The organism is Mesorhizobium jarvisii, from assembly GCF_003601985.1.
In the GTDB taxonomy this organism is placed as follows: Bacteria; Pseudomonadota; Alphaproteobacteria; order Rhizobiales; family Rhizobiaceae; genus Mesorhizobium; species Mesorhizobium jarvisii.
In genome coordinates this window covers 21,726-42,170 of record NZ_QZXA01000009.1, presented here as the reverse complement: position 1 = coordinate 42,170, position 20,445 = coordinate 21,726, and the positions used below count along the sequence as shown (strand labels likewise).

Here is a 20,445-nt window from a genome sequence, read left to right as displayed (position 1 = left end):
CTATTCCTTCGCGTCGGTAACGACGTCGGATTTCCGGGATGACAGGGCACGCGGGTTGCGCGCATGAAACAGGTCCAGGTCGGCTTCGATGCGGTCGAGCAGATTGTTGCGCACCATGTCATAGCCGAGCTCGATCGCCGCGGCGAACCCGTCCGAATCGGCACCGCCATGGCTTTTGACGACAATGCCGCTCAGCCCCAGGAAGACGCCGCCATTGGAGCGGCCGACATCCATCTTTTCGCGCAGGCGATCGAAGGCGCCCTTGGCGAAGACATAGCCGATCTTGGCCATCAGGGTGCGGCTCATCGCGGCGCGCAGATAGCCTGCGATCTGGCGAGCGGTGCCCTCCGCGGTCTTCAGCGCGATGTTGCCGGCGAAGCCCTCCGTCACCACAACATCGACCGTACCCTTGCCGATATCGTCGCCTTCGACAAAGCCATGATAGTTCATCGAGGCCATGTTGGCCTCGCGCAGCATGCGCCCTGCCTCCTTGACCTCTTCCTGGCCCTTGATCTCTTCGACGCCGACGTTGAGCAGGCCGACGGTGGGCCTAGCAATGCCGAATACGGCGCGCGCCATGCCGGTGCCGAGAATGGCAAAATCAATGAGCTGTTGCGCATCGGCGCCAATGGTGGCGCCGACGTCCAGAACCACGCTTTCGCCGCGCAATGTCGGCCACAATGCCGCGATCGCCGGGCGATCGATGGTGGCCATGGTGCGCAGGCAGAATTTCGACATCGCCATCAGCGCGCCGGTGTTGCCGGCGGAGATACAGGCGTCAGCGGCGCCCGACTTGACCGCTTCGACCGCCTTCCACATCGACGACTTCCAGCGCCCATGGCGCAACGCCTGGCTGGGCTTGTCGTCCATCCTGACCGCGATCTCGCAATGGAAGAATTCGCTCACCTCGGCCAATTTGGGGAACTTGGCCAGTTCGGGGCGCACAAGTTCCTCACGTCCGTAGATGACGAAGCGGATGTCGGGACGGCGAGTCGCGACCGTCATGAGCGCCGGAATGACCACGGCTGGTCCGTGATCGCCGCCCATGGCATCGATGGAAATCCTGATCACGCGGTATTTATCTCACGGTTATGCGGCAGGTCGCTTTAGTGATCGCGAAGGTTCGGCGAAAATAGCGGTTTTGGGTTTTCACACAACCGACTTTTCCATCGCGGGCGAGGTTTTCAGGATTTTCCCAGCAAGGATCGCAGTTTTTGCTGAAATTCATTCTCCACCGCTTCGGTCTCGCCGCCGGCATCCAGCGACGCGCCCGACTTGCGCGGATAGGGGTTGATCGCCAGTCCGAAGAACTGCTCGGCGAGAGCGCCGACATCGATCGTGTCGCCGGAGAATGTTTCGGGGCTGTCGGGACCATCCGCATCGAGCAGGATCTCGCCACCGCCCTCGAACCCCTGCCGCCCAAGCTTGGAATCCTCGGGCAGCAGCAGCGCCTCGACTGGCTCGTCGATATGCGCTTCAACGGGATCGAGCGTGACGATGCAGGCTTGGGTGATATCGGCCTCGACACGGCCGCTGACCTTGACGCCATTGCGTTTCCAGGAAGCGACGAGGAGTTCGGCGCGATAGGCTTCGACCGACAGCAGCCCGTGCTCCTCGGCAAGCGCGGCGCGCTGGGCGGCATCGGCCTCGATCACCACCGGCAGGCCCTTCTGCGGCAGCCGGGCGACATTCGCGAAAAAGGAAACCGGGCTAGGCGGATCAGCATGTTTCATCAAGCACCTCCCTTGGCGAGCGGAAACACCGCCGTGCCGGAAACGATCGATTGCGACGGCTGCGCGGCCAGTTGCCGGCAGGCGTCGGCGACATAGTCGGCCAGTTGCGACGCCTCCGGCCATGGACCGGTATCGGGCCGGACATTGCGGGCAAGCGCCGCGGTCAGCCCGTCACGATCGCTTCTTTCCAGCGCATCATCATAGGCGGCGGTGCGGCCATAGAACATCTTCGCCAGTTTCTTCATGCGCTTGGGCACGCCGACATCGCCAATGCCGAGTTCCCGCAGCGAATGATCGACGTCGAGAAAGAACTCGTCGATCAGCACCTGGGCGATCTCCTGCGCCACGCCGCCCTCGCCACGCAAGCGATGCTGGAACAGGAACATATGCAGCGAAAGCATCTCGAAACGGCCGAGCGGTGTGTCCGGCACATTCCAGTGGGAATAAAATACAGTCTGCCGCGCCGCCGCCACGATTTGTGCGTAAAGCGCGTCCGTTATGGCGCGGTTGGCGTGGCGTTCGCGACCAAAAAGGCGCTGGAACATGGGGATGGTCTCCCGGGGACCGTTTGTTGAATTGGCCTTGTTGCATCGGCAGGCAAGCTGGTTTACCGGTTTTGCGGCCCAGCGCAAGTTGCGGCGATATAATGGAGAATTGTTGTTGCGCGCGCTGAATTTCAAGTCGACCTTCTCGTCCAGGCCTGCCGGCGCAATCTCGCTGCTGCTCGTCGTTTCGGCGCTTTCGGCGTGTCACACCAACAAGATGATCGGCGACCTCAATCCGAGCGAGACGTTCACGCAAGGTTACGTCTACGATCAGCAGGCCGTCGATTCGGTGCCCGTCGGTTCCAGCCGTGAGCAGGTGCTTCTGGCGCTTGGCACGCCGTCGACCACGGCGACTTTCGACAACGAGGCCTTTTATTACATTTCGCAGACGCGCAAGCGCTATGTCGCCTTCGATAAGCCCAGGCTCGTCGACCAGAAAGTTCTGGCGGTCTATTTCGGCGCCGATGGCCGCGTCACCCAGATCGCCAATTACGGCATGAAGGATGGCAAGATCTTCGACTTCATCTCGCGCACCACGCCGACTGGCGGCAAGGACCAGAACTTCCTCAGCCAGATCATCAACGGCGCCAGCAAGCTGGCGCCCGGCATCCCCGGCGGCGGCACTCCCTGATCATCAGATCCTGCTTCCCTCGGGAAGGCAGCAACATCTCAGGCGACCAAAAGCCCGTGGGAGCGATCTCACGGGTTTTTGTTTGGCCAAGGTGAGCCAGGACGGCCAGCACGGGGCAAGCCGGCGTCAAAAACCAGCGGGTCTTGGGGTTTGAAGTGAGCAATGGGCCTGATCCGGGCCAAACAAAAAACCCGCGGGGATCGCTCCCCGCGGGTTTTATCTAACGGCCAGGCTCCGTTCAGCCGTGCGCGAGCACGGCCAGAAGCAGGAGCGCGACGATGTTGGTGATCTTGATCGCCGGGTTGACCGCGGGGCCGGCGGTGTCCTTGTAGGGGTCACCGACCGTATCGCCGGTCACCGAAGCCTTGTGCGCTTCGGAACCCTTGAGATGCTTGACGCCGTCCTTGTCGACAAAGCCGTCCTCGAACGACTTTTTCGCGTTGTCCCAGGCGCCACCGCCCGAAGTCATCGAGATGGCGACGAACAGGCCGTTGACGATGACGCCGAGCAGCGAGGCGCCGAGGGCGGCAAAGGCCGAGGCCTTCGACCCCGAGATCAAGAGCACGCCGAAATAGACGACGAGCGGCGCCAGCACCGGGAGCAGCGACGGGATGATCATTTCCCGGATCGCCGCCTTGGTCAGAAGGTCGACGGCTCGTGCGTAGTTCGGCTTGGAGGTGCCGGCCATGATGCCGGGATCCTCGCGGAACTGCTTGCGCACCTCCTCGACGATGGCGCCCGCCGCGCGGCCAACGGCCGTCATGGCGATGCCGCCGAACAGATAGGGGATCAGGCCGCCGAAGATTAGGCCGGCGACAACGTAAGGGTTGGAGAGATCGAAGGAAATCTCGCCCATGCCCTGGAAGTAGGGATATTTGTCGCCGTTGGCGGCAAAGAACTTCAGGTCGTTCGAGTAGGCGGCGAACAGCACCAATGCGCCGAGGCCGGCCGAGCCGATGGCATAGCCCTTGGTCACGGCCTTCGTGGTGTTGCCGACAGCGTCGAGAGCGTCGGTGGAGTGGCGCACTTCCTTGGGCAGACCGGCCATTTCGGCAATGCCGCCGGCATTGTCGGTGACCGGGCCGAAAGCGTCGAGCGCAACGATCATGCCGGCGAGGCCGAGCATGGTGGTGACGGCAATCGCCGTGCCGTAGAGGCCGGCGAGCTGGTAGGTCGAGATGATGCCGCCGACGATGACGATGGCCGGCAGCGCCGTCGATTCCAGCGAGACCGCGAGGCCCTGGATGACGTTGGTGCCGTGGCCGGTGACCGACGCCTGGGCAATCGAGTTGACCGGGCGCTTGTTGGTGCCGGTGTAGTATTCAGTGATCACCACGATCAAACCCGTCACCGCAAGCCCGATCAGGCCGCAGATGAAAAGGTTCTTGCCGGTGATGACCATGCCGGCGACCGTGCCGATCTCGCCCCAGCCAAGGCATACCGAGGTGGCGACGCCGAGGCCGACGATCGACAACAGGCCGGTCACGATCAGGCCCTTGTAGAGCGCGCCCATGATCGAACCGTTGGCCCCGAGCTTGACGAAGAAGGTGCCGACGATCGAGGTCAGGATGCAGGCGCCGCATATGGCGAGCGGATAGAGCATCGCGGCGCCGAGAATGGCGGTGCCACCGAAGAAGATGGCGCCGAGAACCATGGTGGCAACGACCGTCACCGCATAGGTCTCGAACAGGTCGGCGGCCATGCCGGCGCAGTCGCCGACATTGTCGCCGACATTGTCGGCGATGGTGGCCGGATTGCGCGGATCGTCCTCGGGAATGCCGGCTTCGACCTTGCCGACGAGATCGCCGCCGACATCGGCGCCCTTAGTGAAGATGCCGCCGCCGAGACGGGCGAAGATGGAGATCAGCGAGGCGCCGAAGCCGAGCGAGACAAGCGAGTCAATGACGATACGGTCATTGGGCTGCAGGCCCATGAAATGAGTCAGGATGAGGTAGTAGATCGAGACGCCGAGCAGCGCCAGGCCCGCCACCAGCATGCCGGTGATGGCCCCCGACTTGAAGGCGATGTCGAGACCGGCGGCCAGACTGTTGGAGGCCGCCTGTGCGGTGCGCACGTTGGCACGCACCGAAACATGCATGCCGATGAAGCCGGCAGCGCCCGACAGGACGGCGCCGATCAGGAAGCCGATCGCGGCGGTGATCGAAAGCAGCCACCAGGCGAGCAAGAGCACGACCACGCCAACGATGGCGATGGTGGTGTACTGGCGCGCCAGATAGGCTTGCGCGCCTTCGCGGATGGCGGCGGAGATTTCCTGCATGCGTGCGTTGCCCTGGTCGGACGCAAGGACCGAACGTGTCGCCCAGATAGCGTATAGGACAGAAAGCAAGCCGCAGGCGATGACGGCGGAAATAATGGTCATTGCCGATTTTTCCTCGATTGTTGGCCCAAATGAACCCCTCCCTGGGCCGATGAGACAAAGATGGAATCCCGCGCACGGAATCCGCCTCTTCGCATCGGTGTATGCGAAACAGTGCCGCGAACGTCAAGATATTGTTCAGTTTTTGCCCGGCTTTCGCCCAAAAGACAAAAGTCGCGACGACCCTGCCTGGCGCGGTCCTCATTTAGATCGATTGAAATGACCCAAAGGATCGTGCCGACAGGCCGTCAGCATCCCGAAGGACTACTCCGCCTCACGTCCCATGCGCCGCGCCGCATAGCGCTCGATCGCCGACAATCCGTCATAGATCAGCACGGCAAGGGCCGCCACGATCAGGCCGCCCTGCAGGATGAAAGCAAGATTGTTGGACAGAAGGCCAGCGATGATCACCTCGCCCAGCGTCTTGGCGGCAACCGTCGAGCCTATGGTGGCGGTGGCCAGGCTGATCACCACCGAGAGCCTGATGCCGCCCAGGATGATCGGCGCGCTGAGCGGCAGCTCGACCTTGGTAAGCCTTTGCCAGCCGGTCATGCCCGCGCCGCGCGCCGCCTCGACGACATTGGCCGGCAGCGTCGTCAGCCCGGTCAGAGCATTCTCGAAGATCGGCAGCAGGCCATAGAGAAACAGCGCGATCAAAGTCGGCTTCTCGCCGAAGCCGACAGCCGGCACGGCGAGCGCCAGGACCGCCACCGGTGGGAAAGTCTGGCCGATATTGACCAGGCTGCGCGACAGCGGCAGGAATTCGGCGCCCGCCGGCCTGGTGACAAGGATGGCCAGAGCCACCGCAACGATGGTCGCGGCGACGGTGGCGATCAGCACCGTGCGCAAATGCAGCAGCGTCAGCGTCAGCAGGCTGCCCTGATTGTAGATCACCGGCGCGTTGTTCTCGGTCAGCGGCTTGAGCATCGGCTCAAACCAGCCCGGACTGGTGACGAACGCCACAAGCAACACCACCAGCGCAAGCCTGAGCAGCAAAGGCAGCCAGGCTTTCATGCCGGCCTCGCCGCCCGCTTGACCAGCCCATCCACCGTAACGCGGCCGAGCGGCTTGCCGTCGGCGCCTTTGACCGGCAGCGCCGGCCGGCCTGTCCATAGGAGTTCAGCCAGCGCATCGCGCTGGCTGGCATCGCCGGGGATGGCTTCGCCCTCGGCGGCGCCGTTTTCCACCGCGTCACGCACCCGTCCGAGCGACAGCAGCCTGAATGGCCTTTCGCTGGCGCCGACCAGGGTCTCGACGAAGCTGCTGGCCGGGTTTGCCAGGATCTCGGCGGGTTTGGCGTATTGCACGAGCTTGCCGGCATCCATGACGGCGATCTTGTCGCCCATATGCACGGCCTCTTCCATGTCGTGGGTGACGAGGATGATGGTGGTGCCGAAGCGCTTCTGGATCGCCAACAGATCCTCCTGCGCCTTGGTGCGGATGATCGGATCGAGCGCGCCGAACGGCTCGTCCATCAACAGCACGTTGGGTTCGGCGGCGAGCGCGCGGGCCACGCCGACCCGCTGCTGCTGGCCACCGGACAGTTCGTGCGGGTAGCGCGGTCCGAATTCCTGGGGGTCGAGCTGATAGAGTGTCATCAGCTCATCGACACGCGCCCTGATGCGATTCTTTTCCCAGCCAAGCAGGACCGGCACGGTGGCTATATTCTGCGCCACGGTGCGATGTGGAAACAGGCCGTGGCCTTGGATTGCATAGCCGATGCTTCGGCGCAGTTCGTAGCCCGGCACCGAACGATTGTCGGCGCCGTCGAGCTTGATAATGCCAGCGGTCGGTTCGACCAGCCGGTTGATCATGCGCAGCAGCGTCGTCTTGCCCGAGCCTGAGGTGCCGACAATGACGGCGATGGTACGTGGTTCGATGACCATCGAGACGTCGTCGACGACGGTGGTCGTGTCATAGCGCTTGGTGATGCCTTCGATCTCGATCATGCCGTTTCAACCCTGCGCTTGGTGGCGGTCATTTCGATCACTGCGTCGAGGATGATGGCGGCGGCGAAGGCGAGCGCCACGGTCGGCACCGCGCCGAGCAGCACCAGGTCCATCGCGGTCTGGCCAACGCCCTGGAAGACGAAGACGCCAAAGCCGCCGCCACCGATCAGCGCTGCGATGGTGGCGAGGCCGATGTTCTGCACCAGCACGATGCGGATGCCGGTGAGGATCACCGGAAAGGCCAGCGGGAATTCGACGCCGAACAGGCGCTGGCGGTCGGTCATGCCCATGCCGCGCGCCGCGTCGTTGGCGGCGCGCGGCACGCCAGCGAGGCCGACCACGGTGTTGGCCACAACCGGCAGCAGCGAATAGAGGAACAGGGCGACGAAGGCCGGCGCGGTGCCGATGCCACGAATGCCGAGCGCGGCCGCTCCAGGCACATGCGTGGCGATCCAGCCGAGCGGCGCGATCAGCAGGCCAAACAGCGCGATCGAAGGAATGGTCTGGATGATGTTGAGCACGTTGAGCACACCGGCCCGCAGCCTTTCGACACGATGACAGAGTATGCCGAGCGGTAGGCCGACGACGACCGCCGCAAGCAGCGAGCCAAGCGCCAGCGTCACATGCTTGGAACCTTCGGCCCAGAAACTGTCGGCGCGGTTGGCGTATTCCTTCAGGATGGAAAGGTCGTTCCAGGCTCCCGACACTAGCAGCAGCCCGATGGCCACGGCGGCGGCGACCAGTACAGCGACGCGGGCCCAAGGCGACAAGTTCAGGCGCGTCAGCACGTCCGCCAGCAAAAGCGTGAAGGCGAAGATGAGTACCCAGAACCCGGAGGCCGGCGATACCCTGGCAAGGGTGTTGCCGGCCGGCGTCAAGAATGTGCCGGCAACTCCGACGAGCAGCGCGAGCGCGGCAAGCGCCACGACACTGGCCGCAAGGCGCAGCATAAGCGGTGTCCTGAAGAGCGCCATGAGCGCCGCGACGATCACGATAGCCATCAGCAATGGCCCGGCGGTTGCTGGCAGCGCCTCGAGAATCGAGCGCGCCTGGCCCGGAACGATCCGATTGGCGCGGAACGTGGCGAAGGGAGCGAGGAACGCCGCATAGGCCGCGATCGCGGCAATGACCACGCCGAGCTTGTCGAAACGGATCTTCACGCCCTTCCCCGTCGGTCGTTCCGGCGCGCCACGCGAGCGGCGCGCCGGAATCGTCCTACTTCAGAAAGCCGTTTTTCTTCAGGAAGTCCTCGGCGACGCCCCTGACCGGTTCGCCGCCAACCTGCACGCGGCCGTTTAGCTCCTGTAGCGTGACCAGGTCGAGCTTGGCGAAGACCGGCTTCAGCAGCGTCTCGATCTCGGGATGTTGCTTGAGTACGGATTCACGGATGATCGGCGCCGGCTGGTAGACAGGCTGAACGCCCTTGTCGTCCTCAAGCACGACAAGGCCGGATGGCGCGATGCCGCCATCGGTGCCGTAGACCATGGCGGCGTTGGCGCCACTGGTCTGGTTGGCGGCCGCGGCGATTGTCGCCGCCGTGTCACCGCCCGAAAGCGTGATCAGCTGGTCCGGCTTCAGCGTGAAGCCGTAGGTGGTCTGGAAGGCCGGAAGGGCGGCCGCCGAATTGACGAACTCGGCGGAAGCCGCGAGCACCACCTTGCCGCCGCCGGCGACGTATTTGCCGAAGTCCGAAAGCGTGACGAGCTTGTTCTGGTCCGTCACTTCCTTGCGCAGGGCGATCGCCCAGGTGTTGTTGGCCGGCGCCGGCGACAGCCAGACGATTTTGTTGGCGTCGTAGTCGAGCTTCTTGGCCGTCTCATAGGCCTTGGCGGCGTCCTTCCAGACCGGGTCATCGGCCTTCTCGAAGAAGAAGGCGGCGTTGCCGGTGTATTCGGGATAGATGTCGATCTCGCCGGCGGTGATCGCCTTGCGCACCACCGGCGTGCCGCCGAGCTGAATGCGGTCCGATGTCTTGATGTTGTTGGCGTTGAGAACGAGCTGGATGATGTTGCCGAGCACGCCACCCTCGGTATCGATCTTCGAAGAGACGACCACCTGAGCACTGGCGGAAGTTGCCGTGATGGCCAGCGCCAATGCCGCGCCGGCGAAACCCTTGACTGAAAACATTGTGAAAACCCTTTGCTGTGAACCGGAATGCGGCGGCCGCATATGAGCATGGCTTCAACGGCCAGTCGGGGCACACGGTTTCATAACAATAGGCACAGACGCAATAATTTTGTTTCAGATCGGCAAATTCAACCGAAGCAATCCTGACAGCATCATGTCAGCTCGACAGCAGTTCAGGGATCAGGTGCGCGCGTTGCGCGGGGCCGTCACCTTGAGCGCGCCGAGGGCCACGAAGCACAGAACTGTGACCGGAAAGATCATCCAGTTCAGCATCTCCCAACCCCAGGCGTTGTAGACCATGCCCGACAGCAGCGACGCGCAGGCGACGGAGCCGAACAGGACGAAGTCGTGGAACCCCTGCACCTTGCCCTTTTCCGACGGCCGGTAGCTGGCCGCGACCATGGCGGTGGCGCCGATGAAGCCGAAATTCCAGCCAAGGCCGAGCAGGATCAGCGACGTCCAGAATTGCCACAGCGCCAGGCCCGACAAGGCAACGGCAGCACAGCCGATGAGCAGGATCAGGCCGATGGCGACGATGCGCTCGGCGCCGAAGCGATGGATCAGCGAGCCGGTGAAGAAGCTCGGCGCGAACATCGCCATGACGTGCCAGGAAATGCCAAGCGTCGCATCGTCCTCCGACAGGCCGCAGCCGACCATGGCCAGCGGCGCGCCGGTCATCACGAAGCTCATCAGCGCATAACTGCCGACGGCGCAGAACAGTGCGGCGACGAAGCGCGGCTTGGTGACGATTTCGGACAGGGGCCTGGCATCGCCGCCGGAAACGTCAACCTTGCTCGCCGCCTTCGCCGGCAGGCGCAGAAACGACAGGATAATCGCGCCCACGGCTGCCAGCGGCAGGATGGAGGCGAACGATCCGGCAAACATCACCGGTGCGAACAGTTCCCGGGTGAAGATGACGATCTGTGGCCCGAGGATGGCGGTGATAATGCCGCCGGCCAGCACAAAGGAGATGGCGCGCGCCTTGAACTGCGGCGGCGCATTGTCGGCGGCAGCGAAGCGGAATTGCTGGACGAAGGCTCCACCGATGCCGATCACCAGCAACGCGAACGCGAACAACCAGAAACTACCGTGGAAAAGCGCCAGCGTGGCAATCAGACCGCCAAGCGCGGTGACGACAGTCCCGGTCATGAAGCCGCCCCGCTGGCCCAGTTGGCGGATAATGGCCGCGGCGGGTAAGGCGCCGAGAGCGACACCGACATTGAAGCCGGTGATCGGCGCCGTCGCCAGCGATTTGTCGGCACCAAGCAGGTATTGGCCGGCCAGCGCGCCCATCGAAATGGCGATGGGCGCCGCCGAGCCGATGATCGCCTGTGAGGCGGCGAGAATCAGCGCGGTGCGCCGCGCCTCCCTGCCCGTCTCAATGGCGATAGCCGTCACGATGCGTCCTTGCCGCGCCCCTCGCCGCGCACCCGGCGTGACACGCGGTCGAGCACGGCATTGACCAGCTTCGGCTCGTCTTCCTCGTAGAAGGCCTTGGCTATGTCGACATATTCCGAAACGATGACCGCCACCGGCACGTCTTCGCGCTTCATCAATTCATAGACGCCGGCGCGCATAATGGCGCGCAGCGTCGAATCGAGCCTCGACAGCGGCCAATCATCGGTCAGCGCCTGGCGGATGACTGGATCGATGGTTTTCTGGTTCTCGACGACGCCGGTCAGGATGGCGCGGAACCATTGGGCGTCCGCCTCGCGATAAAGCGCGCCGTCGACTTCCTTGCCAAGCCGGAACGCCTCATATTCGGCGGTGATCTCGAAGACGCCGCTGCCGGCGACATCCATCTGATAGAGCGCCTGCACGGCGGCCAGACGGGCCGCGCCACGCTTGTTGGCATGGCGCACAGCGGGCTGTCCGGGCGAAGCGGGTTCGCTCACGATCGCGCTCCCAATTGTTCCTTGAGCGCGATCATGGTCAGCGCCGCACGCGCGGCAAAGCCGCCCTTGTCGCCTTCCGAGCGCTTGGCCCGCGTCCATGCCTGCGCATCGCTCTCGGTGGTCAGGATGCCGTTGCCGACGCAGACCGAGTCCTGCACGGACAGGTCCATCAGCGCGCGGCTGGATTCATTGGCGACGATATCGAAGTGATAGGTGTCGCCCCGGATGATCGTGCCGAGCGCGACAAAACCATCGTAATTTGTGCCGCCTTCCGCCGCGCCATCCAGCGCGAAGGTAATCACTGCGGGAATTTCGAGCGAACCTGGAACGGTGACGACGTCGTAAGTCGCGCCCGCTTCCTCGAGCGCGCTCGTCGCGCCGTCGAGCAGCGCGTCGGCAAGGTCGTCGTGAAAGCGCGCTTCGACAATCAGCAGATGCGCCTTCGCCTTCGGACGAATGAAGGCTTTGCCGTGTTGGGATGTACCAGCCATAAAAGTCTCCGGGGGGTTGCCGGTGACTTAGGCCGAAGCCAGATTGATCGCAAGCAGAAGATTGCTGGAGGGTGCCAGACGCGTTGGACCGGCCGGTTCGGCAGACTTGCTAGAGCCCCTCTTTCGCCGCCTCGATCAGCCGCGCGGCGTAGCGGGCCATGGTGTCTATCTCGAGATTGACGCGGTCGCCGAGCTTGCGCTCGCCCCAGGTGGTCACGGTCAGCGAGTGGTGGATCAACAGCACGTCGAAGCGGGTGCCCTCGACCTTGTTGACGGTGAGCGACGTGCCGTCGAGCGCGACGGAGCCCTTTGGCGCGATGAACTTCGCCAGATGGCGCGGCGCCTCCAGCGTGAAGCGCACCGCGTCGCCCTCGTCCTTGCGCTCGACGATCTCGGCGGTGCCGTCGACATGGCCCGACACGATATGGCCGCCGAGCTCATCGCCGATCTTCAGCGCCCGTTCGAGATTGACCTTGCTGCCGGATTTCCAGCTCGAAGCCGTGGTCAGCCGCAAGGCCTCTTCCCAGGCCTCGACCTCGAACCAGCGCGCGTTCGAGCCATGTTCGGGCAGCGCCGTGACCGTCAGGCAGACGCCGCCGCAGGAAATCGAGGCGCCGATGGCGATGGTTTCGGGGTCATAGGCGGTATCGATACGCAAGCCGACGCCTTCGGTGAGCGGCTTGATAGCCGCGACGGTGCCGATATCGGTGACAATTCCGGTAAACATCGATGCTGATCCCTAGAGGTCCCTTACCCACTCGGCGTAGCTGTCCTCGCCAAAACGCATCTCGCGCAGTTTGCGGAAGCCTGCCGGGATATGGTCTGCATCAACCGGCGATGCAATGCCATCCTCGCCGATCGCCTCCGGCCCCTGGAACAACACGATGCGGTCGACCAGATCTTCGTCGAGGAATGCCTTGGCGACCTGGGCGCCGCCCTCGACCAGCACGCTTGCCATGCCGAGCGCCGCCAAGTCTTCGAGCAGTTCCGGCAAGGCGACGACGCCGTCATGGGTTTCGGTGCCGATGAAGCGTACGCCGGCGCGTTCGAGTGCAGCCCGACGGTGCGGATCGGCCTCAAGACACGCAGCGACATAGAGCGGCACGCGGTCGACACCGGAAACCAGCTTCGAGGCTTCCGGCAGCCGGATCTGGCGATCGAGGATGATGCGCGCCGGCGAACGGTTTTCCAGCCCCGGCAGTCGCACAGTCAGCGCCGGATCGTCTTCCAGCGCCGTGCCTATGCCAATCAGGATGGCGTCGGACTCCGCGCGCATCAGATAGACATCGCGACGCGCGATCTCGCCGGTGATCGCAACCTGGCCGGCGCCTTTCCTGCCGATCTTGCCGTCGCTCGAAAGCGCAAGCTTCAGCGTCACTTCCGGGCGTTTTCGCAGAGATCGAATCAAATAGCCTGCCATCTGCTCGGCGGCTTCCGTGGCCAGCACCTTCTCCACCACCTCGATGCCGGCGGCGCGCAGGATGGCATAGCCCTTGCCGGAGACACGCGGATCCGGATCGCTGGCAGCCCCTACGACGCGCGCAATGCCGGCATTGACCAGGGCATTGGCGCAAGGCGGCGTGCGGCCGTGATGGGCGCAAGGTTCTAGCGTGACATAGGCGGTGGCACCACGCACGAGCTCGCCGGCCTCGGCCAACGCCTCGGTCTCAGCATGCGGCCGGCCGCCAATGGCGGTGACACCGGTACCGACGATCATCGGCCCCTCGCCGTCATCGCGCACGATCAGCGTGCCGACAGAAGGGTTGGTGGAGGTGCGGCCGGCATTCCTCCGCGAAAGCCGCAAGGCGGCGGCCATGAAACGACGATCAAGGGCCGCTTGTTCGGCCTCGCTCAGTTGCGATGCTGCCATGCTCAGCCGGCGTCCTCTTCACTCTTGTCTTCGTCGCCCTTCAGCTCGCCCAGGAGTTCATGGAAATCCTTGGCCTCGCGGAAATTGCGGTAGACCGAGGCAAAACGCACATAGGCAACGTCGTCGAGCGACTTCAGCGCCTCCATGACCAGCCGGCCGACCTCGCCGGAGGCCACTTCCGTCTCGCCGGAGCTTTCGAGCTGGCGCACGATGCCGGTCACCGCGCGGTCGATGCGTTCGGGATCGACATTGCGCTTGCGCACCGCGATCTCGACCGAGCGCAGCAGCTTGTCGCGGTCGAACGGCACTTTCCGGCCCGACTTCTTGACCACGACCAGATCGCGCAACTGGACGCGCTCGAAGGTGGTGAACCGGCCACCGCAATCGGGGCAGATACGCCGCCTGCGGATCGCCGCGCCATCTTCGGCGGGGCGCGAGTCCTTCACCTGCGTATCTTCGGACTGGCAATAGGGACAGCGCATGGAGAGCCTTGGGTTCGCGAATCTGGTGAGGCGAAAGGCTTAGAGCTTTTCCGACCGGGATTGAAGCCGTTGCGTCTCTTCAACGGACTGCAGCATCAGAGATAGCGAGGCGCGAGGAAGATTGCCAGCGCGGCAACCAGCCAGACGGCGATGCCGCCGGCAACAGCCAGGCGATAGTCGACCTTGTCTATGAACAACCAGCAGGCGCCGAGGAAGGCAAGATAGGCGGGAATTGTCTTCATTCCGGCAAGGCAGGCATCGCGAAAACCGCCCGGATCGCCTTTGGCGCCGACGGCGAGCAAGGCAATGACGGCAAAGGTCGGCGCCAGCGGCAGGATACCTGGCAGGACATTGCCCCGTTTGGACGCCCAGACGATCAGCGCCGTCACCAGCCCGCCGACCACACCCTTCCAGACGATGTCCATCCGCGGTCCCTACCGCGACCAGGCCGTCACGGCGCGACGTCCTTGGTCGGGAAGCCGCAAGACGTCCCGAGGTTGCGGTAGGCCTTGGTGAAGCCGTCCATAGGGATGCTGGCGAAGGCCTGCTTGCCGAAAGTCACGTCGAGCGAGACGACCTGACGCATGGCTCGCAGTAGCGCGAGACTGGTCTTGGCCTGATTGTCGACCGTCCAGCTAGGACGGCCGATGCCGGCATCGTTGGAATAGACCGTTGCCGAAACCTTGACCCCGGGATCGCCGAACGTCGCCGCGATCTTCTTGCCGGTCGGCAGTTGCTTGTTGTCGACGGTGAGCATGATGGCCGGATAGGCATTAGGCGGCAGCGCATCGCCGGTCGAGATCGACAAGGTCAGCGTACCCGAATTGCCGCTCGCATCGTAGAACGCCGTCGAAGCCGCGCAGGTCTTGTGCGCATCCTGGCCGGTATCGAGTGTATCGACCATGGTTGTCCATCGGCCGAAGGTGCTTGTGACAGGCATGTCCGGAGCGGGCTGTGTCTGCGCCGAAGCAGGTCCATAGACGGCCAGCCATCCCACAGCGCCGAGCAAGGCGATACGAAAATTGCGCATCATCGTTTCTCCAGTTCCATGCGCCACCCGATCAGGGGTGGCGCACCGCCGGCGGATAAAAGATGACGCTTCGCGCCTGGTCAATCGATAAGGATGTCAGCCGAGGTAGGGATAGAGCGGAAACCGATCGGTCAGCGCCACGACCTTGGCCTTGACCGCCGCCTCGACCGCGGCATTGCCCTCGTCCGAATTGGCGACCTTGAGACCATCCAGCACTTCGGCGATCAGCTTGCCGATCTCGCGGAATTCGGCCTGGCCGAAGCCGCGCGTGGTGCCGGCCGGGGTGCCGAGACGCACGCCCGAGGTGACGAAGGGCTTTTCCGGGTCGAAGGGAATGCCGTTCTTGTTGCATGTGATGTTGGCGCGGCCAAGCGCTGCCTCGGCGCGCTTGCCGGTGGCGTTCTTGGGGCGCAAATCGACCAGCATCAGATGGTTGTCGGTGCCGCCGGAGACGATGTCGAGGCCCGTCTCCTTGAGGCTCGAAGCCAGCGCCTTGGCGTTGGCGGCCACACTCTCGGCATAGACCTTGAAGCTCGGCTTCAACGCCTCGCCGAAGGCCACCGCCTTGGCGGCGATGACATGCATCAGCGGGCCGCCCTGCAGGCCGGGGAACACCGCCGAGTTCATCTTCTTGGCGATGTCTTCGTCGTTGCACAGGATCATGCCGCCGCGCGGGCCGCGCAGCGACTTGTGCGTGGTGGTCGTCACCACATGGGCGTGCGGCAATGGCGAGGGATGCACGCCGCCGGCGACCAGGCCCGCAATATGCGCCATGTCGACCATCAGATACGCGCCGACCGCATCCGCGATCTCGCGAAAGCGCTTCCAGTCCCAGATGCGCGAATAGGCGGTGCCGCCGGCCAGGATCAGCTTCGGCTTGGTCTCATGCGCGGTCTTCTCGATCGCGTCCATGTCGAGCAGATGGTCTTCCTTGCGCACGCCGTAGGAGACAACCTTGAACCACTTGCCGCTCATGTTGACCGGCGAGCCGTGGGTGAGATGGCCACCGGAATTGAGGTCGAGGCCCATGAAGGTGTCGCCGGGCTGCAGCAGCGCCAGGAACACCGCCTGGTTCATCTGGCTGCCGGAGTTCGGCTGGACGTTGGCGAAATTGCAGCCGAACAGCTTCTTCGCCCGCTCGATGGCCAGTTCCTCGGCCACGTCGACGAACTGGCAGCCGCCATAGTAGCGCTTGCCCGGATAGCCCTCGGCGTATTTGTTGGTCATGATCGACCCCTGCGCCTCGAGCACCGCACGGGAAACGATGTTTTCCGAGGCGATCAGCTCGATCTCATGACGCTGGCGGCCAAGCTCGTTACGGATGGCGCCGAAAATCTCCGGATCGGCGTCTTCCAGCGTGGTTTCGAAGAAGGATTCGAATTTGTTCGACGCTGCCGCTGCTGTTGCCATGGCCTGAAATCCTCCGGTTCGGGGCAATTTGCTTATGCTTATCGTTGCCCCAAAACCGCTGCACACTTTTGGGCGACACGCATTGCCGCGCCATTAACACAGTTGTTTTCGACCCGCCACGTTTGCGGCGCGAAATTTGCTGGCCGGTTTGCGGCAGAGACTGCAAATCCGCGGCCGCTGAGCACCGCCGGTGCTATTTCCGTGTCTGCCTGCCGTTCAAAAGGGCTTCTGTCAGGGTGATCTCGGTGAACAGCGCCCGCGCTGTGTGGTCGTTGATCTCGCCGCGGCGAAGCATGGCGCGCAAGGCGTCACGCTCGGCGGAGATGCCGGCGAGCCTCAGATCGATCTCCAGCCTTCCCGCCTCGCGCACCTCGGCGCGCGCCTCATCGGCCTCGTCGGACGCCGCGATGCGGCGCCGGTAGGCAGCGACAATGCCGTTGGCGGCAGCGAGCTTGAGGCCTGGCACATCGCCCTCCTCTTCATCGGTCTGCGCGATGCTTTCGAGGTGGGCGATCGCCGCCTTCGCCGCGCCGACACGCGCCATGCGTTCCTCCGCGGCGCCGGCGTCTTCGCCGGGCTCGACCAGGCCGCGCGCGATCACCGGCAACGCCAGGCTGGCGATGACCAAGGAACAGATGATGACGCCGGCGGCGAGGAAGATGACCAGGTCGCGCGCGGGGAATGGCGAACCGTCCCGGAGGGCCAGCGGCAGCGACAATATGCCGGCCAGCGTGATGGCGCCGCGCACGCCCGCAACCGATCCGGCGAGCCGCACCCGCAGGCCGAACGGTTCGGCCTGCCGCTTGCCGAGCCGCGCCGCAAAACCCGCTGTGATGTCGCCAATCCAGATCCAGACGAAGCGGAGCGCGATCAGGCAAAGGGTCAGCAGCAGAACCGTCAGGACCGGCTCCAGAAGCCAATGGCGGCTGGACAGTTCGGGCGGCACCTTGCGAATGATTTCGGGAAGCTGCAGGCCAAGCACGATGAACAGCGCGCCGTTGAAGACGAAGGAAAACGTTGTCCAGAGCGAGATCGTCTGCATGCGCGCCGAGACGCCGAGAAAGCGGAATATCCCGGTGCTCCCGGTCAAGAGACCGGCGGTCACCGCGGCCAGGATGCCCGAGGCCCCGAAATGCTCGGCGCCGAGATAGGCGACGAAGGGCAGCAGAATGGTGATCAGCACCTGCGCCTCGGCCGGCACGCCGCCTATGCGGTTCAACAGTTGCAGCGCCTTGGCGGCGACGAACAAGGCCGCCACGCCGGCGAGGATACCGACCGCCACAGCGTAAACAAAACTCAGCGAAGCGGCGGCAAAGGAAAAACTGCCGGTCAATGCCGCCGCGACGGCAAAGCGGAACATGACCAGGCCCGACGCATCGTTGAGCAGGGACTCGCCTTCCAGAATGTGCATCAGCCGCGCCGGGACGACGTTCCTGTCGACGATCGAGGAGACGGCCACCGCATCGGTCGGCGACAGCACGGCCGCGAGCGCGAAGGCAACGACCAGCGGAATGCTCGGCACGAGCCAGTGCAAGGCATAGCCGAAACCGACAATGGTGAAGAAGACGAGGCCGATGGCAAGGTCGAGTATCGGCCCGCGCAGTGCCATCAGCTCGCGCTTGGGCGCGCCGAAAGCATCGCTGAAGAGCAGCGGCGGAATGAACACCAGTAGGAACAGTTCCGGATCGATCTCGACATGGATGCCGCGCACCGGCCAGGCAAGGGCAGCACCTATGGCGATCTGCAGGACCGGCAGCGGCACCCGCACCAGCGCGCCTGAAACGGCGACGAAGACCAACACGACGAGGACGAAGATGGCGGCTTGCATGGCGCGATTCCGGCTGTTTAACGAACCATGCGCAATCGCCGGTCTCGCGTCCAGACAGCGCCGGGACGGCAGTGACCGATGGGGCAGCAGACCGTATGGCCGGAATCAAAAGGCGGTGGCGCGGCTGGTCAACCAGCAACTGATCTAACGATCCCGCAAACAAAAGGCCGCCCATTCGGGCGGCCTTTCGTCAGAATTATCAGTCTTTTAGAGCGAAGAGGTAATCTGCAGTTCGCTGGCGCCGTCCAAAGCGTAGACGTCGTCGCGGAACTGGACGACGCCGGGTCCGGTCGACCAGGCCGAGAGATAGAGGAAGTGCACCGGCACCGGGTTGGTGACCTGGATCGGCGTGTTCTGGCCGGTCTTGATCGCCGCCTCGAAATGCTGACGGTCCCAGCCGGGCGTGTCGCGCAGGATCCAGGTGACGAGATCGCGCACGTTCTGGACGCGCACGCAGCCCGAGGAATCGAAGCGCATCATCTTGCCGAACAGGCTCTGCTGCGGCGTGTCGTGCATGTAGACGCCGTCCGGGCTCGGGAAGTTGATCTTGACCGACGCCATGGCGTTTTCCGAACCGGGATCCTGGCGGAACCGGTACTTGGCCGCATCATCCGTCGACCAGTCGACATTCATCGGATCGACTTCGCTGCCATCCGGCGCGAACAGGCGGATATGGCTGTTCTTCAGATAGTTGGGATCCTTCCGCATCAGCGGAATGATGTCCTTGCGCACGATCGAGACCGGCGCGTTCCAGTATGGGTTGACGATGATCTCGTTGATCTTGGAATTGACGATCGGCGTCTGGCGATCGATCTTGCCGACGATAGCGGTGTGGCGGAGCACGACACGGTCATTCTCGACGGCTTCGATCTGTGCGGCCGGAATGTCGACCAGCACATAGCGGCTGCCGAGCGTGCCGGCCTTCTCCTTCAGCCGCTGCAAATTGGTCTGCAGCTGGCCAAGCCGGACCTGCGCCGAAACATTCATCGCCGCATAGGTGTATTTGCCCATGGAACCGTCAGCCGGCAAGCCATGGCGCAGTTGGAAGCGCTTGACGGCCGAGTCGACATAGGAATCGAAGGCCGTCGAAATGCCGGCGCTCTGCGACAGGTCGCCAGAGACGATGAGCCGCTTGCGCAGCGGGACGACATCCGGGTCATCGACGCCGAGTTCCAGTTTCTTGGTCGCGGGAACCTCTACCCAGCCGCCCTGCCCGACAATGTTCTGATACTGCGCGACCGCCTGCTCGGTAAACGCAACGGTCTGCGTGCTGAAGATCGGCAGTGTCGAGGCCACCTTGCCGCCTTCGCTGGCGCGGGCATCGAACTGGTCGTCCCAATTGCCGCGGGCCGAGGATTTCAGGATATCCCCGATCACGTCCTGCGCGCTCGCGCGGCCGGCCACCATGGTGGCGGCGAGCAACGAGGCTCCGGAAAGGAAAAAGCGGCGGCTGGTTCTCATGGACGTTCCAGACATTCTTGTAGCATTCGATCAGGGGCGATTTTGCCCGCACTCTAAAGTTGGCAATCTTAACAATTAGCCAACCATGTCCGCATCGGTTCGGCCACAAACGCGTGACGCACCGTCCGGTTCCAGGTGAACACATGGCCTTGACCGCAGCTTCACCGGGATCCTCGGTCCCATTGGAATATGGCGGCAACGTGGCCTTGGCCCGCAATTTGCGCCGCCCGGCATGGCGAAATGAAAGGGGCGTGGTTTTTCGGTATCGAAGCCGCCCTGTCGCGCATCGTCAGGGCCGGGAAGCGCAGGAACCGAGGCGTTTCATCCGCGCAGACGGCTAGGGCCCTGGGTTGGTCTTGGCTTCCAGTTCCGAACACCGTTGCAGCACCTGGTACTCGGGATACCGCAATATCTTGTTGTCATCGAGCTTGAGCAACAGCGCGCGTCGCTTCTCGACACTCTGCTCATCATCCGAGCAGGTCATGTCCAGGATGACGGCGTCCAGGCCCCTGAGCTTCTGGACCTGTCGAGGGTGCACCCAACTTCCCACATGTCCACCGATTTGTCGGTGAAGGTTACCCTGGAATCATTGTTCTCGCAGGGGCTGCTGCCTTCG

At 63.7% G+C, this 20,445-nt stretch carries 21 protein-coding genes; 1 reads left to right on the top strand and 20 read right to left on the bottom strand.

The features are described from left to right. From plsX to D3242_RS22345, 3 genes are all read right to left on the bottom strand, one after another. Complete coding sequence (gene plsX, locus D3242_RS22355) at positions 1–1,071, bottom strand: phosphate acyltransferase PlsX (protein WP_019857626.1); 1,071 nt, start codon at positions 1,069–1,071, stop codon at positions 1–3. A 113-nt stretch (positions 1,072–1,184) separates the two neighbouring features. Then, entirely contained in the window at positions 1,185–1,733 is a 549-nt protein-coding gene (locus D3242_RS22350; protein WP_038646281.1) for a YceD family protein, read from the bottom strand. Then, on the bottom strand, positions 1,733–2,278 hold the full coding sequence (locus D3242_RS22345) for a ubiquinol-cytochrome C chaperone family protein (RefSeq protein ID WP_027046740.1): 546 nt from the start codon (positions 2,276–2,278) through the stop codon (positions 1,733–1,735). Before D3242_RS22345 ends, D3242_RS22350 begins: the two co-directional genes overlap by 1 nt. A 115-nt stretch (positions 2,279–2,393) precedes the next feature. Here D3242_RS22345 and D3242_RS22340 point away from each other — a divergent pair, with 115 nt between their 5' ends. After that, entirely contained in the window at positions 2,394–2,909 is a 516-nt protein-coding gene (locus D3242_RS22340; protein WP_027046739.1) for an outer membrane protein assembly factor BamE, read from the top strand. Between the two features lie 238 nt (positions 2,910–3,147). Here D3242_RS22340 and D3242_RS22335 read toward each other — a convergent pair whose 3' ends face one another. From D3242_RS22335 to D3242_RS33995, 17 genes are all read right to left on the bottom strand, one after another. After that, positions 3,148–5,289, bottom strand: coding sequence for a sodium-translocating pyrophosphatase (locus D3242_RS22335; RefSeq protein WP_038646275.1), 2,142 nt, complete (start codon positions 5,287–5,289; stop codon positions 3,148–3,150). Between the two features lie 261 nt (positions 5,290–5,550). Continuing rightward, the gene (locus D3242_RS22330) at positions 5,551–6,300 is read right to left on the bottom strand and encodes an ABC transporter permease (RefSeq protein ID WP_064982552.1); all 750 of its coding nucleotides are present in this window, start codon (positions 6,298–6,300) and stop codon (positions 5,551–5,553) included. After that, positions 6,297–7,235 (bottom strand): ABC transporter ATP-binding protein, encoded by a 939-nt coding sequence (locus D3242_RS22325; RefSeq protein ID WP_064982550.1) that lies wholly within the window; start codon positions 7,233–7,235, stop codon positions 6,297–6,299. Before D3242_RS22325 ends, D3242_RS22330 begins: the two co-directional genes overlap by 4 nt. Beyond that, complete coding sequence (locus D3242_RS22320) at positions 7,232–8,395, bottom strand: ABC transporter permease (RefSeq protein WP_064982548.1); 1,164 nt, start codon at positions 8,393–8,395, stop codon at positions 7,232–7,234. The genes D3242_RS22325 and D3242_RS22320 overlap by 4 nt, the downstream gene beginning before the upstream one ends. A gap of 55 nt (positions 8,396–8,450) precedes the next feature. Then, a complete protein-coding gene (osmF, locus tag D3242_RS22315) occupies positions 8,451–9,362 on the bottom strand; it encodes a glycine betaine ABC transporter substrate-binding protein OsmF (RefSeq protein ID WP_064982546.1) in 912 nt (303 codons plus the stop codon). A 180-nt stretch (positions 9,363–9,542) separates the two neighbouring features. Beyond that, complete coding sequence (locus tag D3242_RS22310; RefSeq protein WP_064982545.1) at positions 9,543–10,760, bottom strand: MFS transporter; 1,218 nt, start codon at positions 10,758–10,760, stop codon at positions 9,543–9,545. Continuing rightward, positions 10,757–11,257: a transcription antitermination factor NusB gene (gene nusB, locus D3242_RS22305; RefSeq protein WP_019857616.1), complete on the bottom strand. Its 501-nt coding sequence runs from the start codon at positions 11,255–11,257 to the stop codon at positions 10,757–10,759. The genes D3242_RS22310 and nusB overlap by 4 nt, the downstream gene beginning before the upstream one ends. Beyond that, positions 11,254–11,748 carry a 6,7-dimethyl-8-ribityllumazine synthase gene (ribH, locus tag D3242_RS22300; RefSeq protein WP_064982543.1) on the bottom strand — a complete coding sequence of 165 codons (495 nt, stop codon included), beginning with the start codon at positions 11,746–11,748 and terminating at the stop codon, positions 11,254–11,256. The genes nusB and ribH overlap by 4 nt, the downstream gene beginning before the upstream one ends. A gap of 109 nt (positions 11,749–11,857) precedes the next feature. Then, entirely contained in the window at positions 11,858–12,475 is a 618-nt protein-coding gene (locus D3242_RS22295; protein ID WP_064982541.1) for a riboflavin synthase, read from the bottom strand. 12 nt (positions 12,476–12,487) lie between these two features. Continuing rightward, entirely contained in the window at positions 12,488–13,618 is a 1,131-nt protein-coding gene (gene ribD, locus D3242_RS22290) for a bifunctional diaminohydroxyphosphoribosylaminopyrimidine deaminase/5-amino-6-(5-phosphoribosylamino)uracil reductase RibD (protein WP_064982539.1), read from the bottom strand. Between the two features lie 2 nt (positions 13,619–13,620). Next, positions 13,621–14,100 carry a transcriptional regulator NrdR gene (gene nrdR, locus D3242_RS22285; RefSeq protein WP_019857611.1) on the bottom strand — a complete coding sequence of 160 codons (480 nt, stop codon included), beginning with the start codon at positions 14,098–14,100 and terminating at the stop codon, positions 13,621–13,623. A 95-nt stretch (positions 14,101–14,195) separates the two neighbouring features. Continuing rightward, positions 14,196–14,525, bottom strand: a complete 330-nt coding sequence (locus D3242_RS22280) for a GlpM family protein (RefSeq protein ID WP_019857610.1) — start codon at positions 14,523–14,525, stop codon at positions 14,196–14,198. A 26-nt stretch (positions 14,526–14,551) separates the two neighbouring features. Then, positions 14,552–15,130: a hypothetical protein gene (locus tag D3242_RS22275; protein ID WP_171880420.1), complete on the bottom strand. Its 579-nt coding sequence runs from the start codon at positions 15,128–15,130 to the stop codon at positions 14,552–14,554. 96 nt (positions 15,131–15,226) lie between these two features. Then, entirely contained in the window at positions 15,227–16,540 is a 1,314-nt protein-coding gene (gene glyA, locus D3242_RS22270) for a serine hydroxymethyltransferase (protein ID WP_019857608.1), read from the bottom strand. Between the two features lie 193 nt (positions 16,541–16,733). Beyond that, entirely contained in the window at positions 16,734–18,368 is a 1,635-nt protein-coding gene (locus D3242_RS22265) for a Na+/H+ antiporter (RefSeq protein ID WP_064982535.1), read from the bottom strand. A gap of 207 nt (positions 18,369–18,575) precedes the next feature. After that, a complete protein-coding gene (locus D3242_RS22260) occupies positions 18,576–19,829 on the bottom strand; it encodes a L,D-transpeptidase family protein (protein ID WP_027046735.1) in 1,254 nt (417 codons plus the stop codon). Between the two features lie 337 nt (positions 19,830–20,166). Continuing rightward, positions 20,167–20,367 (bottom strand): hypothetical protein, encoded by a 201-nt coding sequence (locus tag D3242_RS33995; RefSeq protein WP_064982533.1) that lies wholly within the window; start codon positions 20,365–20,367, stop codon positions 20,167–20,169. Between the last annotated feature and the right edge of the window lie 78 nt (positions 20,368–20,445).

Coding starts and splice junctions, on each gene's coding strand:
- D3242_RS22350 (WP_038646281.1), bottom strand. CDS start 1,733: ATGAAACATGCTGATCCGCCTAGCCCGGTTTCCTTTTTCGCGAATGTC.
- D3242_RS22345 (WP_027046740.1), bottom strand. CDS start 2,278: ATGTTCCAGCGCCTTTTTGGTCGCGAACGCCACGCCAACCGCGCCATA.
- D3242_RS22335 (WP_038646275.1), bottom strand. CDS start 5,289: ATGACCATTATTTCCGCCGTCATCGCCTGCGGCTTGCTTTCTGTCCTA.
- D3242_RS22330 (WP_064982552.1), bottom strand. CDS start 6,300: ATGAAAGCCTGGCTGCCTTTGCTGCTCAGGCTTGCGCTGGTGGTGTTG.
- D3242_RS22325 (WP_064982550.1), bottom strand. CDS start 7,235: ATGATCGAGATCGAAGGCATCACCAAGCGCTATGACACGACCACCGTC.
- osmF (WP_064982546.1), bottom strand. CDS start 9,362: ATGTTTTCAGTCAAGGGTTTCGCCGGCGCGGCATTGGCGCTGGCCATC.
- ribH (WP_064982543.1), bottom strand. CDS start 11,748: ATGGCTGGTACATCCCAACACGGCAAAGCCTTCATTCGTCCGAAGGCG.
- D3242_RS22295 (WP_064982541.1), bottom strand. CDS start 12,475: ATGTTTACCGGAATTGTCACCGATATCGGCACCGTCGCGGCTATCAAG.
- ribD (WP_064982539.1), bottom strand. CDS start 13,618: ATGGCAGCATCGCAACTGAGCGAGGCCGAACAAGCGGCCCTTGATCGT.
- nrdR (WP_019857611.1), bottom strand. CDS start 14,100: ATGCGCTGTCCCTATTGCCAGTCCGAAGATACGCAGGTGAAGGACTCG.
- D3242_RS22280 (WP_019857610.1), bottom strand. CDS start 14,525: ATGGACATCGTCTGGAAGGGTGTGGTCGGCGGGCTGGTGACGGCGCTG.
- D3242_RS22275 (WP_171880420.1), bottom strand. CDS start 15,130: ATGCGCAATTTTCGTATCGCCTTGCTCGGCGCTGTGGGATGGCTGGCC.
- glyA (WP_019857608.1), bottom strand. CDS start 16,540: ATGGCAACAGCAGCGGCAGCGTCGAACAAATTCGAATCCTTCTTCGAA.
- D3242_RS22265 (WP_064982535.1), bottom strand. CDS start 18,368: ATGCAAGCCGCCATCTTCGTCCTCGTCGTGTTGGTCTTCGTCGCCGTT.
- D3242_RS22260 (WP_027046735.1), bottom strand. CDS start 19,829: ATGAGAACCAGCCGCCGCTTTTTCCTTTCCGGAGCCTCGTTGCTCGCC.